The organism is Myxococcaceae bacterium JPH2 (genome assembly GCA_016458225.1).
Taxonomy (GTDB): Bacteria; Myxococcota; Myxococcia; order Myxococcales; family Myxococcaceae; genus Citreicoccus.
On the sequence record JAEMGR010000038.1, the window covers coordinates 45,915 to 59,550 of the forward strand.

Sequence of the window (13,636 nt, forward strand, 5' to 3'; positions counted from 1 at the left end):
ACAAAAAGCCCGCTGGGTTTCCCCAGCGGGCTTCGTTCACTTCAGTGTGGAGCTAACCGGGATCGAACCGGTGACCTCTTGAATGCCATTCAAGCGCTCTCCCAGCTGAGCTATAGCCCCGAAATCTACTGCAACCACCCGAATCCGCCGTGGGGAGCGGTTCGTGCCGCGAGGCGGCGCACTTCTACCGCTTCTTCGTTCCAGACACCAGAACTGTTTGCGGCTTCGCGACGTTTTTTCCACCCTTCAACCGCTCCGCGATCTCCTCCCCTTCCCGGAGGATGTCCGTGATCTCGCGCGCGTGGGCCTCGGCCGCCTGCTCGGCGTCCTCCACCTGCTTGAGCACCCGAGCGAAGGCAGCCGGCAGCTCCAGCTTGCCCTTCTGCACCTGGCGCCAGACGGCCTCGCCCAGCTCCCGGTACGCCTGCTCCTTTTGATCCTTCAGGAGCGTGGCCCGGCCGTGCGCGCGCGCCAGCTCGGTGTTGCGCTCGACGGCCTCGCGGAGCTGGTTCAGCCGGGCCTGGGACGCCTGGAAGGCCTCCTGGATCTGCTTCATGATCTCGGTCTGCTTCGCGTCGGCCGCCACGTTTCGCCACCTCTAGAGAGGAAGTCCGGGTTTTGCGTAGCGTGGCGCCTCGCTGGCTGTCAACCCTGGGCCTTGCGCAGGCGGGCTGCGAAGAAGCCACCTCCCGGGACGCGCGGCGGCACCGCGCGCAGGAAGGGACCGTCACAGAGGAGCGCGGCGCGCTCGGGCGGCATCCCCTCGCCCACGGGCTCGAGCGAGAAGTCCGGGTGCTGGGCCAGGAACTCCCGCACCACGACGTCGTTCTCCTCCGGCAGCACCGAGCACGTCGCATAGACAATGCGTGCACCCGGTTTCGCCTGCCGCGCGACCTCCGTCAGCAGTGAGCCCTGCGTCGTCTTGAACTCGGTGACGGCCTTCGCGGAGAGCTTCCACTTCTGATCCGGCTCGCGCGCCAGTGACCCCGAGCCGCTGCACGGCGCATCCACCAGCAACACGTCCGCCTCGCTCAGCGGCAGCGGGTGCGGGAAGGCAACCTGGCGCAGGTGCCACTCGCGCACGCGATCCCTCGCGTCCGACAGTCGCCGGCGCGAGCGATCTCCCGCCACCACCTTCCCCGTGGGCCCCACGAGATCCGCCAGCGCCAGCGTCTTTCCGCCCGCACCGGCGCACACGTCCGCCACGGTCAGCCCCGTCAGCGAGCCCCCCGCGGGCCGGCAGGCCTCGACGATGAGCTGGCTGCCCACGTCCTGAACCTGGAGCCGCCCCGACTTCATCATCCGGGTCTCGAAGATGCGGTGGCTGGAGTCCGTCACGCGCAGCGCGTCCGGGGCGGCGGCGACGGCCTCGGCCTGGACGCCCTCCTCCACCAGCGCGGCCAGCACCGCGTCGCGCGTCCCCGGTGGCCGCACCCGGAAGTGCAGCGAGGGCTCCTCATCCAGCGCGGCGAGCAGCCCGGCCAGCACCGGCTCCGGATAGGCCTCCGCGAGCTTCAGCACCAGCCAGCTCGGGAACGAGTGGCGCACCGCGAGCCGCTCCGCGAGCGCCTCGGGCATCGCCGGCTCCGGCAGCGGCGCGGTCACCACGCTGGACAGCAGCGTGTCATTGATGGTGCGCGGGCGCACCGGCCCGGGCAGGCGGACCTCCGGCCCGATCTTCGCCCAGTCCTCGCCACAGAAGAGGCGGCGCCAGAGCGCGTAGCGCACCAGCGCCTGATCCTCGTTGAGGCCGATCTTCCCGGGCGTATGGCCCAGCGTGCGCGCCGCCAGGTCCAAGAGCCGCTGATGACGCGACAGCTCGCGCGCCGCGAAGGCCGCGAACCGGCGCTCCTGTCCGCCCAGTCCGTCGGCGTCCCGCAGGGCGTTGGCCAGCGCGGCCTTGAGCGGCTCGCCCTTCATCACCTCGATGTGCGTCTCCAAGGCGGCGGTGGCCGCGCGTCGAGACGGGCGCCCCAACCGCTCCGAGGGATGCGGCGAGGGCCAGACTGAGGAATCCACGGCGTGAAACCTACTCTCTCAAGGGGACACAGACCGCCAGGCAGCCCGCGTGCGTCCGTGCCTCGGGGTGTTGTCCCTCGGACACGAAGAAATAGTGGGGACTGGAGAACCGCTCGCCCCCCACCGTCAGTTCACCTTCCACCACCCTCACGCCGTGCCGCTCGCTCCGGGGCCCCCATGCGAAGGACGCTCCTGGGCCCATGCGTACCCAGGAATATCCGGAAGCCGCGGTCTCCGGGGGCCGTGCCACCTCCACGCCCGGCCCGAGCGCGGACCAATGCCCGCATCCAGGGCGGGGCTCGCCGAGGGCCACGTGCTCGGCCTCGCGCTTCACCTCGAGGAAGCGGTTGACCAGGGCGAGGATGTCCTCGAGTTGGAAGGGCTTGGTGAGCAGTCCGTCCGGCGAGGTGGCTCCGAGCGTGCGCCCCACTTCGTCGGGAGTCGCCGCGCTGACCACCGCCACTGCCTGGAACTTGCTCCGAGCTGCCTCCAGGATGGTCCGGCCGTCCCGCTCGCCGCCGCCGATCCGCAGGTCCGTGATGACCAGCTCGTATCGCTCGTTCTCCAGGGCGGCGAGGGCCTCGTCGACGCCGCCGGTCGCTCGCACCGTCGCGAGCTCCTCGACCAGCTCCGCCATTCCCTCCCGGAGGCTTGCGTCGTCCTCGACCAGCAGCACCTTCATGGGGTCACTCCCACCTGGGCGCACCGTCATCCAACCGGTCTGGAGTGAATGGCCCTCCCCGGACTCGAACCGGGACGCGGGGTCAGCCGCAGCGGATTTTGAGTCCGCCTCGTCTACCAATTTCGACAGAGGGCCCCTCGACGCTGGGACGGGCAGACGTATACCGCGCTCCGCGCCCAGATGCATCCGAAGATTGCGGTGCCGCACGCACATCGCTAAAGGGGCACCCCATGTACAACCTCATCCTCTCCCTGGCCGTGGGGCTCGTGGTCGGTGTGCTCGTGCACCTGACGGGCTTCTCGTGGTGGGCCTGTCTCATCCCGGGCATCATCGCCTTCTTCGCGTCCTTCCTCCTCCTGGCGCGGCGGGTCGCCAACCGCATCCAGGCGTTGATGACGGTCGTCCAGCAGGACCTCCAAGGACAGCCCAGCAGCCAGAAGGAGGCGCAGGCCAAGGTGGACCGCGCCGTGAAGACGCTGGAGCAGGGGCTCGCCTACGAGAGGTGGCAGTTCCTCGTGGGGCCGGAGATCCACGCGCAGATCGGCATGCTCAAGTACATGGTCAAGGACATGGACGGCGCCAAGAGCCACTTCGACAAGGCCAGCGCCCGCAACTACATGGCCAAGGCGATGGAGGGCGCCCTGCACTACCAGCGCAAGGACACCGCCGCGATGAAGGCCGCCTTCGAGGCCGCCGTGAAGAGCGGGAAGAAGGAGTCCATCGTCTGGGCCGTGTACGCCTGGTGCCTGCTCCAGCAGAAGGACAAGGATGGAGCGCAGCAGGTGCTCGCGCGCGGCGTGGAGCAGAACCCGTCCGACGAGAAGCTCAAGTCCAGCCTGGCCCAGCTCCAGAACGACAAGCGCCTGAAGATGAAGCCGTACGAGCCGCTGTGGTGGCAGTTCGGCCTCGAGGCGCCGCCGGTCATGCCCCCCATGGGCGGTGGCCGCCGCGTTCAGTTCACCAGCCGACGCTGACGGGCACAAACGCCCTCGTGTCACGCCGGGCCTTCGGGCCCGGCAATTCCTACCGCCCCTCCTCGCGGGCTGCTGCAACGACTTCCGCTCGTTCCCCCGCGAGGCGCCGGCTCTCACCGCAAACACTTGAAAAGACTTCCGCCGCGGCGTGCTCGAAAGGGCACGCTGCTTGCTCTCCGTGCGGGCTCGCAACGCGGGGGACGCACCCCATCGGCCCCGGCGCCCAGGCGCGCGGGCCGGGTGTCCGGAGGTCTCGGGTGATGGGTGCAGGGGGAATCGGGTGCGAGGCGGACCGGCAGGGGGCAGCGGAGTGGACGGCGCGGACTCCGGCCGAGTCTGGAACCCACGGTGGCGACCGGACGCCTCTCCCCGACGACGCGCGCGCTCGCGGTGACGGAGGCAGGGACATGGAACGTCTCGGCCGGAGCCATGGACGCGCCCTCCTCCTCATCATCGAGGACGACGCCGGTGTCCGCGACAGCCTCCGGGAGCTGCTGGCCCCGCGCTTCGAGGTGCTGTGCGCGGCCGAGGGCGGCGCAGGGGTCGAGCTGGCGCGCGAGCACCGGCCGGACCTGGTGCTGTTGGATCGCTTCCTTCCCAACGCGGATGGCCTGTCCGTGCTGGAGACGCTCCAGCGCGACGCGCGCACCCAGCCCCTGCCCGTCATCTTCCTGACGGGGGACGCGGACGAGGCGACCCTCGAGCGCTGCCTGGAGATGGGCGCGGTGGACTTCATCCACAAGCCGGCGAGCGCGCGGGAGCTGACGGCCCGAATCGATCGGGCGCTGCGGCAGAGCGAGCAGCAGCGGCGGCTGCAGATCCTCGCGCAGACGGATGCGCTCACCGGGTTGGCCAACTTCCGCGCGCTGTCGGTGCGCTTGGACGAAGAGTTCCGCCGCGCCGACCGCTACGGCTATCCGCTCAGCGTGGTGGTCATCGACCTGGACCACCTGAAGGCCCTCAACGACGGCCTGGGTCATGACGTGGGCAACCAGGCCATCCTCGCGCTGGCCACCCTGCTCCAGACGAACCTGCGCGAGTCGGACTTCGCGGCGCGCTTTGGAGGGGACGAGTTCGTCGTGCTCCTGCCGCACCAGACGGCGCAGGAGGCATCCGTCTTCGCCGATCGCATCCGCACAGGCATGCACGGCGTGAGCGTCCACAAGAGCGATGGAAGGCCCGCCCCCTTCGGACTGAGCGTGAGCGCGGGCGTGGCCGACCATACCTTGGAGACAGCCCGCGACAGCACCGAGGCGCTGCTCCAGGCGGCGGACGCGGCGCTGTACGAGGCCAAGCGCGAGGGACGCGACCGGGTGGTGGTGTTCGGCCAGCCGCTCCATGCGTCGCCCGCGCACCGACATTGAGACGTGGCACGTGGGTACTTGGCGGGCGCGAGCGAGGGCGCGGATGACTGGGAGCGGCAGGCTGGCGAGTGGTTCGAGGGTGGCGATCGTCGGTGGCGGCATCGCCGGAGCGGGGCTGGCGGCCTCGCTCCTCTTCAACGGGCGGGCGCGAGGGGTGTCCCTGGATGTGAGGGTCTACTCGGGAGGCACGTCCGAGCGCACGGCGCCCCCCGCCGTGCTGACACCCGAGTGCCGCTCTCGCCTGGCAGCCCTGGGCTGCCGCATCCCGGCCGAGTGGCGGACGCACGAGCTGCGCGGCGTGGAGGTCATCTCGGAGGGCCGGCGGGCGCTCTTGCCCGCGTCGTCCGGAGGACTCTGGGTCGTCGACGGTTGGCCGCAGGGGGACGGTGGGTTGGCCCAGGTGCGCGCCCTGCTCGCCAATGCCTCCAGCACCCAGGGGGCTCGCTTCATCCCTCGGCACGTCGAGCGTGTGGAGCGACAGGCGCCCGCGCCGGACGCGCCCGTGTCGGTGCGCAACTCGGGGTCGCTGGTGGTCCGAGCCCAGGGCAGCGGTGAGCGCTTCCACGCCGTGGCGCTCGCGGCCGGCGCGGGGCCCCTGCTGGGGGACGGCTTCTTCAAGGGGTTCCGTCCGGCGCCGGTGATGCCCGCGGTGCAGGCTCGGCTGCGGCAGTCCGCGTCGCGCCTGGAGCTGTCTCCCGTGGCGCGACTGTGGATCTCCCCCCTGCCCACCATGGATGGCCTGTTCCTGCTGCCGGGCGCGGGCTCGCTGTACGCGCTCGCCTTCGGTCCCGCGGTGACGCCGGCGGACCTGTGCCAGGCGCTGATGATGGCGGCGCGGGATGGGCTGGTGGAGGAAGGCTTCGAGCTGGCGGCGCTGGAGACCACGCGCCTGCCCTTCGGTCCTGGGCGCGTGCTGGTGGCTCCCGGGCAGCTCGCGGTGGGACCGGCCGCGTCCGGGCACCCGCTCCAGATGGGATTGTCGGAGACGCTGGCCTCGTGCAGCCGCGCGGCGGTGGCGCTGCTCGACGGAGGGCCGGGGGCCTCCAGCCTGGAGCGGCGCTACGTGCGCGAGGGACTGGCCGAACTCATGGAGGACGCGGCGGCCGCGTCCCGAGCCGTGGCGTGGCTGCGACGCGCGGGACGTCGAGCCCCCGCGGCCTTCACCGCGGCGAACGAGCGACGGCCCGTGGTGGGCGCGTATGGCGTGGGGGTGCTGGGCCTGAGTGGCCCCTCGCCGCAGGCCCTGCTCTCCTCGGCGCGGTGGGCGGGCATGCGCGAGGTGGTCGGCTCCTGGCTGCGCACGCCCATGGAGCCCGTGCCTACCGTGGTGCCGGAGCTGGAGCCGGACCTGTACTACGTCGTGGATGACGACCCCGACGCACGCGAGGCGCTGACCGCGCTGCTCGAGAGCACCGGCGCCAAGGTGGTGGCCTTCGCGGATGAGCTGGCGCTGTTCTGCGCCGTGGCTCGGCGTCCACCCACGGCCATCCTCCTGGACGTCGTCCTGCACTGGGTGGACGGCCTGCGCCTGTGCGAGGGCCTGAAGCAGCATCCCCTCACCCGAGGCACCCGCGTGGTGGTGATGAGCGGGCTGAACCGTCCTCATGTGCGCCAGCGTGCGCTCGACGCTGGCGCGGAGGCGTTCCTGCCCAAGCCCGTCGAGCCCGAGCGGCTGCTGCGCCAGCTCCTGGGCTGCACGAGCCCCGAGTCGCCGCGTCCAGGCGAGACGCGTGCCCCCGCGGGCGGCGACGGGCTCGGAACGGATCGCTACGCGTCCTGAGCCCTGTCCGGCGCCCGGGCTCCGAGCGCCGGATTGGAACTCAGCAGGCCCAGGCGCAGGTCGTCCCGCCGTTCACCGCGTTGCAGGTGGCGGCGGACGTCGCGTACGGGTTGCAGTACGTCCACGGCACGGTGGCGGAGCTCTTGGGCTGGCAGCACGTCACCGGACAGGTCGTGTTCGACCACTGACAGGCCGTGCCCTGGACCACCTGGTTACAGCGGCCCGGCGAGTACGCCACGGCGTCGCAGTAGGCCTCGGTGTAGCCCGAGCCAGGAATGGCCGAGCAGCACTGCGGGTACGTGCTCAGGCCTGCCTCACTCGTAGCCAGCGCGTCCTGCTCCGGCACCTCGCCACCGCCCTGCGCCGAGCCACAGGCCGTCAGGGCCAGGGCCATCAGTCCTACTATGAACACTCGCGTCATGGTCGCTCTCCTGGGAGGTGAGTTGAAGTCCCGGAAGAGCGTGAAAGAGCCGCAACTGTGCGTCAAGTGTCGATTTCACTCCCAGTTTCGATGACTGGGAGTGAAGTCGACAGGCCGGACTCAGTGCGACAGGGCGCGAATGCCCCGGCGAAGGGCGAGCGAACCCGACATCATGGCGACACCGCGCATCAGCAGGCCCACGCCCACGAGCGTGCCCAGGAGCCACGCCGAGGAGACCGGCCACTGGGACATCACCGTGATGCCCAGGAAGATGGACACGAGGCCGTAGGCGAGGTCCCACCCCCACTGCGGATAGCGGTCCACCACCGAGGTGATGGCGTGGAACAGGCCGCTGGCGAAGAAGAAGCCCGCGAGCAAGAGGGTGATGGTCCCCAGGCCCGCGCCGGGATAGCGGAGCACGAGGAGCCCCACGACCATGGTCAGGATGCCTGCCAGCAGGAAGGACAGGAACGGGCCTCCCGCGGACCGGCTCCGGAACGCCGCGACAATCTCCGCGATGCCGCCCACCGTCAGAAGCGCGCCGACGAAGACGATCGAGAGCACGCTCGCGAAGACCGCCTCGCCCAGCATGATGAAGCCCAGGACCGTCATGAGGATGCCGAGCAGGAACGTACCGCCCCAGAGGGCGGACGCGTTGCGCGACAGCCTCCCCTGATTCGTGTCCGGGCCTCGCTCCAATTGTGTGGTTGCCATGACGCTGCTCCCGCGTTGGAGGCCACGGCATCCAGGGCCGAGGGCCTTTGCGCGGAAAACATTGGGCTCCGCCTCCAAGGCGCACACTCGGGTGCCCCGAGTGGCGGCTCAGGGGCCCGGCCGCTCCCCTCCCCCTCGGCCCAGCGCGAGACTCAAGGCGCGGCGGGACTCAGCTCGGCATAGGGCGGCGCGATGAAGCGGGCGCCCGGCTCCTTGCGAAACCACGTGAGCTGCCGCTTGGCGTAGCGGCGCGTCTCCTGGGCGGTGTCGTGGATGGCCTCCTGCATCGACATCCGCTGCTCCACCACCGCGCGCGCCTGCACGTAGCCCACGCTGCGCATGGGCGCCGCGTCGCCGTAGCCAAGCGCCAGCAGCTCGCGGGTCTCCTCCACGAGCCCGCGGGCGAACAGCGCCTCGGTGCGTGTGTTGATGACCTGGTACAGCGCGTCTCGCGGCGGCTCCAGGACGTACAGGTCGAAGGGATATCGGTCCGGCGCGAAGGCGTGGGCCCGGCGGAACTCCGACGCGGGCACGCCCGTCTGCGCGTGGATCTCCAGCGCGCGGATGACCCGCAGCAGGTCCTGGGGCGGCAGCTTCGCCGCGGTCGCTGGATCCACCTGGGCGAGCCGGCGGTGCACGGCCTCGCGGCCCTCGGCAACAGCAAGGGCTTCGAGTTCGCTCCGCAGCGCCGGCAGTGCGCCAGGCGCATCCACCACGCCGTGCAGGAGGATGCGCAGGTACAGCCCCGTGCCCCCCACGACGAACACGGGCCTGCCTCGCGCGGTGATGTCCGAGATGGCGGCGTCCGCGCGCCGTTGGTACTCGGCCGCGGAGAACGGCTCGAGCGGCTCGACGACCGACACCAGGTGATGCGGAACCGCCGCCAGCTCCTCGGCGGAGGGCTTGGCCGTTCCAATGTCGAAGCGCTGGTAGACCTGCTGCGAGTCGGCGCTGACGATCTCCCCGCCCGCGCGCTCGGCCAGCCGCACCGCGAGGGCCGTCTTGCCCGATGCCGTGGGGCCCGCAATCACCGTGAGCCGTGGCCGTGCTTCCTCACCCAAGCGTCGCCTCCAGGCGCGCGCGTAGCACCGTCACCGCCGCGCTGTCGCGCGTGAAGTGCAGCCGGCCCGTCGCCACCTCCGACAACAGCCGCGACGCCGAGGCAATCATCGCGCTCCGTCCCGCCGGCGAGGACTCGGGCAGGAGCGCATTGAGCAGCAGCACTCGCGCCACCTCGCCCGCGCCCTGTGATTCCCAGCGCGACGGGGCATCCCACGCCAGGGTTCCCACGGCAGCCAGTGCGGCCTCGGACTGTGTTCCCAAGAGGTTCCATGGCGTGCCCGCGGCCCGCCACGTCCGGGATTCTGCATCGGGCCAGATCGCCACCAACTCGTCCGCGAGCACGAGCCCTCCCGCGTCGCGCCAGAGCGTCCCCAGCGTGCTCTTGCCCGCGCCCGAGTGCCCCACGAACAACGCGGCCCGTCCTGCGTGCGCCACGCCCACGCCATGGATGAGCAGCCCGCCGCGCCGGGCCAGCTCGGCACCGAGCATCACCTTGAGCGCGGTCTCCACGGGGAACATCCCCGCGCCCGTCACGAGGGCCCGCGCGCCGTCAGCGGAGAGCTGAACCGTGTAGTCCTCTCCTTCCAGGTGCAGGCCGCCGTCCGGAGACCGTCGTGCCTCGGGGAGCGCGCGCTGGGCGGGCGCGCAGCGTGGCTCACTCGGCGCGCTCAGCACCAACGTCGCCGAGGGGATGGCCCTCTCTCGCGCGGGGAAGCGGGCCAGGAGTCTGCGGGTCGCGGCGGCACTCGCCGAGGTGCCCAACTCCATCGCCACCGTCCAACCGGCGAGGGTCGCATGGAGCGAGCGGTCGGGGCCCGGTGAAGGGCCCGCGTCGCTCACGGCACGCATTCCGATTCGCCGGGGATGGTGCACATGGACGTCTGGGCGAGCGCCACGAAGGGCTGCTCCCAGAGGATGGCGGGCGGCGAGTAGGCCTCGAGCCGAACTCCCGGGGTGGGAGCGGCTGGGGTGGGCGTGACAGGCGCCTGTTCGGGACGAGGACTCACGGGAACGGCACCGGGTAGGCGCAGATGCGGCCGTCGGCCGTGCCTACGTGAAGGCGGCTGACGGTGTGATCGATGGTGGGTGTACCGATGCGCTGAGCGCCGCCGATCGCGACCTGTCGCGAGTCGATGCCCTCCAGCTCGAGCTGATGCACCTTTCCATCCGAGCTGCCCACGTAGATGCGCGCCACGCCGGCCTGATTGATGGAGAAGGTTCCGGAAGGGTCGGCGATGGGGAGGCTCCAGGCGCGGGTCACGGCGTTGTCCGTGCCCACGTCATAACGCTCGATCTTGCCCACGGACGCTCCATTTCGCGCCACGCTCGCCACGAAGCCGCGCCCCTGGGGACGCACGAAGCTGGTGAACGCGGGAGTGTTGGCGGACGGCCGCGAGGCGACGACCTGGGTCCAGACCGGGGCGAGCGTCACGGGATCGATTCCATACACGGTACCGTCGCTGGAGGTGACGAGGATGTGCCCGCTGGCCGCATTGCGCACCACGCCGAACTCGATGTCGCCCAGGGCCCGGCGACCGACCTCGGCCCCGGTGAGCGTGTTGAGGACTCGCAGCGTATTCGTCGCGCCCGCGGCTGTCTTCGAGCCCACGTACAAGCGGTTGCTCGTGTAGTCGACCAGCATGCCGCCACTCACCATGCCCATGTCCCCGGGGCGATAGGTCCACACCACGGCGCCCGTGGCGGCGTTGAGCGCGACCACCTGATTCAGCCCCACGTTCGAGAGCCGCGTGGCGAAGAAGACGAGGTCCCGGTCGGGGTTCGCCGCGCGATAGGCCGCATCCGCGTAGTCGTAGAGCTGAGTGACCGGGAAGGACTGCACGGTGCCCACATTGGCGCCGCGCCAAAGCACGTCGCCCGAGGACGCCCGGATGGCCGAGGGCACGCCGGACTGATCTCCCACCAGGATGAACTGACCGGTCAGGCCGTGGAGCGGAACCACGGGGAAGCGACTCCCCACCAGGCCCGACAGCTTCACGGGCCGCCAGCGCTCACCGCCATCGACCGAGGGGTTCACGGTGTTCGTGCTGCTGGCCACCACCGAGTCGTTGAAGGAGGTGAAGATGCCTACGCCCAGCTCGGTGATGGGCTGGAGTCGCGCATCCAGCCCCACGGAGTAGCACCAGAGCGGCGCCCCCGCGCCCCGCGCCAACGGAGTGGCGAGCAACCCCGCCGAGGTGGGCTGATTGCCACTGCCGTACCGGCGCGAATCATCCGCGTTGAACACGCGGTACACGTAGGTGGTGCCGTTGGTGACGGTGGTGTCCGTGAACGTGGAGGCCACGCTGAACGCGTCTGAGTAGACGACGCGAGCATTGCCCACCGTGTCGCCCGCCGCGTAGCGCAGGCCCGGCGTCGGCGCGGTGCTGGGCGCGGTCCCTTGGGCGCGCAGGACGACCACGCCACCGTGCACCGGCGGATTGTCCCACGTCAGCGCCACGGAGCCATCTCGCGCGGTGGCCGTCAGTTGCTGCACGTCGGCCGCGGTCGCGGAGGTCAGCAACGTCACGGGCGCCTCGATGCGGATCCGCGGATCATTGTCCCCCTGATTGAGCTGGAGGCGATGGCGGAAGGCCGTGTCCGCCCCCACGGCACCGAAGCTCGAATACGTCACGGAGAAGGACGCCTCGCCACCCGCCGGAATGCCCTGGAAAGAGGCCCACGTGTAGCCCGAGGCGTCCATGTCCGAGAGGTACCAACCCGAGGGCGGCATGCCCAACGACAGGATGCCGAAGTAGTTGGTCGCGGGGCGCAGCAGCTTCACTTCGTAGATGGGCCCCAAGCCGCGGTTCTGCACCGTGTAGACGAGGGGCCGGTTGGTGCTGCTCGCCGACACCGCGTCTGGAGTGATGCGAACGCGCTGCGCGACGATGCGTCCTCGGGCCGCGGCCACCAGGTCCGTCGCCGCCGCCGAGCCATTGAGTGTCCCGTCGGCTTGGGCCTGGAACATGTAGCTCGTGCCCGGAGCGCCAGAGACCTGATAGCGCCAGACGAACTGCGCGGAGGCCCCGGGCGCCAGGCGAGGAATGCTCGCGGGAACAGGCCCCGAGACGAGCGTCGTCGAAGCAGTGCCTGTGCGAACGGGCGCGCGCGGGACCACGTTGAGGTAGGTGTTGGACGCGGAAGCGTTGCTCACGGTGAGCCGCACCTGGACCTCCTCGCCCGTGAAGGCCTGGAGCGTGTCGACGTCGGCCACCGCGCTGAAGTTGCCCACGTCCACCATGGGCGCCTCCGCCACCAGCGAGGAGTCCGCTGGGCTGCTCGGGAAGTCCACGGCGCGCACCTGCGCGACGGCGGTCCCCCCACCGGACGGCTGGACATTCGCCACCAGGATGCCGGCGCCGCGCAGGGGCAGGGTCACCTGGAACGGCGATGGCTGCGTCCCGACGACTTGGAGCGCGACGTTCCCCGAGGTCGTCGGGCCCGTCATGGTGATGTTCGGCTGCACTTGTGTGGTGCGGTTCTCCACGACGACGCGCGTGGCGGCGGTGTCGCTCAGCGCCATCGCGCGGGGGAGCACGGTGACGCCGGCCACCAGGCCCACGCGCGTCCAGCTCGCGTTGGTGGAGGGCGTGACGGCGGTGATGCTCTGGCAGTGGTCTCGCGCGACCGTGGAGCCCGCGGACGTCACGAATCGCTCGTTGGACTGATCCCGATTGGCCGCGGGCGCCACCACGCTCAGGATGAAGCGGGCCTTGCCCAAGCGAGGCAGGCCATAGGTGCTCCCCGAGCAGGAGATGGTCGACTGGAAGGCGATGCGCCGCGTGGTGTTGTCCAGGTCCGTGATGCGCCAATCCGGGTTGGAGGGATCCGGCGCCGCGCCGATGACCATGTAGTCCTTCGGCAGGACGAAGGACACCTCGGAGAGCCGCTGGTTCGCCTGGGCGGGCGTGGTGTTGGTGACCTCGATGAGCAGCTCGGAGACCTCGTCCATCACGACCCGCGGCGAACTCTCGTTCGGCGGAGTGATGGCGGTCGCGGTCCATGACAGCGCGAGCGCCGAGACTGGGAAGAGCACCAGCGCGAGCAACGCAGCGAAGCGAACAGTCAGGGCGTGCATGGCGGGCCTCAAGGCTCCAACGTGAAGGTCGTGGTGGTGAGTGGCGCGCCGTCCAAGAAGAAGCGCACGCCCCACGCGCCGCTCATTCCCGACGACGCGATGGCCGTCCCTGCCACGGGCAGCGTGAAGGAGACCGACACGGGCCCGCCCGCGGCAGCCTCCACCGCGCGAGCGCGCTTCTCATACGGCAGCCCACCGGGTGCGACGAACTCGACCTCCACCCTCCCCGCCCCCTGGAGGTTCAGGATGTCCAGTTGGATCCGGACCTCGTCGAGCGTCTCCATGCCGGGCTCGCCCGTGGGGAGCTGCACCGTCGCACGGCCCTCGACGGGCGCGAGCGAGGGAGGGGCCACCGGGACGACTTGCTCCTCGGGCGCGGGGGGACGCGGCGTCACCTCGGATCCGCCGCCGAGGACATCCGTGGGATCCACCGGCTTGGGCTCCGAGGTCGGAGGCTGGACCGCGGGAGGCTGTGGGGATTTCGCTTCGGTACACGCCGTGAGCCACAAGGCTCCAGACAGGGCCACGATGAGCGCTCGCAT

Annotated in this window: 12 protein-coding genes and 2 tRNA genes; 3 read left to right on the forward strand and 11 right to left on the reverse strand. The window is 70.7% G+C overall.

Going from position 1 to position 13,636, the window contains the following annotated elements; all coding sequences use genetic code 11:
- Positions 1-47: 47 nt before the first annotated feature.
- From JGU66_32825 to JGU66_32845, 5 genes are all read right to left on the reverse strand, one after another.
- A tRNA-Ala gene (locus JGU66_32825) sits at positions 48-120 on the reverse strand.
- Positions 121-184: 64 nt separating this feature from the next.
- Entirely contained in the window at positions 185-586 is a 402-nt protein-coding gene (locus JGU66_32830; GenBank protein ID MBJ6765564.1) for a hypothetical protein, read from the reverse strand.
- A gap of 59 nt (positions 587-645) precedes the next feature.
- Entirely contained in the window at positions 646-1,920 is a 1,275-nt protein-coding gene (locus JGU66_32835; GenBank protein MBJ6765565.1) for an RsmB/NOP family class I SAM-dependent RNA methyltransferase, read from the reverse strand.
- Between the two features lie 109 nt (positions 1,921-2,029).
- On the reverse strand, positions 2,030-2,701 hold the full coding sequence (locus JGU66_32840; GenBank protein ID MBJ6765566.1) for a response regulator: 672 nt from the start codon (positions 2,699-2,701) through the stop codon (positions 2,030-2,032).
- Positions 2,702-2,750: 49 nt separating this feature from the next.
- Positions 2,751-2,836, reverse strand: a tRNA-Leu gene (locus JGU66_32845).
- Positions 2,837-2,931: 95 nt separating this feature from the next.
- On the opposite strand from JGU66_32845, the gene JGU66_32850 reads away from it, so the two are divergent.
- The 3 genes from JGU66_32850 (at position 2,932) to JGU66_32860 (ending at position 6,819) form a co-directional block, all read left to right on the forward strand.
- The gene (locus JGU66_32850; GenBank protein MBJ6765567.1) at positions 2,932-3,675 is read left to right on the forward strand and encodes a tetratricopeptide repeat protein; all 744 of its coding nucleotides are present in this window, start codon (positions 2,932-2,934) and stop codon (positions 3,673-3,675) included.
- Positions 3,676-4,082: 407 nt separating this feature from the next.
- Positions 4,083-5,039, forward strand: coding sequence for a diguanylate cyclase (locus JGU66_32855; protein MBJ6765568.1), 957 nt, complete (start codon positions 4,083-4,085; stop codon positions 5,037-5,039).
- A gap of 43 nt (positions 5,040-5,082) precedes the next feature.
- Complete coding sequence (locus JGU66_32860; GenBank protein ID MBJ6765569.1) at positions 5,083-6,819, forward strand: response regulator; 1,737 nt, start codon at positions 5,083-5,085, stop codon at positions 6,817-6,819.
- A gap of 40 nt (positions 6,820-6,859) precedes the next feature.
- On the opposite strand, the gene JGU66_32865 is transcribed toward JGU66_32860, so the two are convergent.
- From JGU66_32865 to JGU66_32890, 6 genes are all read right to left on the reverse strand, one after another.
- The gene (locus tag JGU66_32865) at positions 6,860-7,240 is read right to left on the reverse strand and encodes a hypothetical protein (protein ID MBJ6765570.1); all 381 of its coding nucleotides are present in this window, start codon (positions 7,238-7,240) and stop codon (positions 6,860-6,862) included.
- Positions 7,241-7,360: 120 nt separating this feature from the next.
- Complete coding sequence (locus tag JGU66_32870; GenBank protein MBJ6765571.1) at positions 7,361-7,954, reverse strand: HdeD family acid-resistance protein; 594 nt, start codon at positions 7,952-7,954, stop codon at positions 7,361-7,363.
- Positions 7,955-8,106: 152 nt separating this feature from the next.
- Complete coding sequence (gene miaA, locus JGU66_32875) at positions 8,107-9,015, reverse strand: tRNA (adenosine(37)-N6)-dimethylallyltransferase MiaA (GenBank protein ID MBJ6765572.1); 909 nt, start codon at positions 9,013-9,015, stop codon at positions 8,107-8,109.
- Positions 9,008-9,865 (reverse strand): hypothetical protein, encoded by an 858-nt coding sequence (locus tag JGU66_32880; protein MBJ6765573.1) that lies wholly within the window; start codon positions 9,863-9,865, stop codon positions 9,008-9,010. The genes miaA and JGU66_32880 overlap by 8 nt, the downstream gene beginning before the upstream one ends.
- Positions 9,866-10,019: 154 nt before the next feature.
- Positions 10,020-13,094: a PQQ-binding-like beta-propeller repeat protein gene (locus JGU66_32885; GenBank protein ID MBJ6765574.1), complete on the reverse strand. Its 3,075-nt coding sequence runs from the start codon at positions 13,092-13,094 to the stop codon at positions 10,020-10,022.
- Between the two features lie 8 nt (positions 13,095-13,102).
- On the reverse strand, positions 13,103-13,636 hold the full coding sequence (locus tag JGU66_32890; protein ID MBJ6765575.1) for a hypothetical protein: 534 nt from the start codon (positions 13,634-13,636) through the stop codon (positions 13,103-13,105).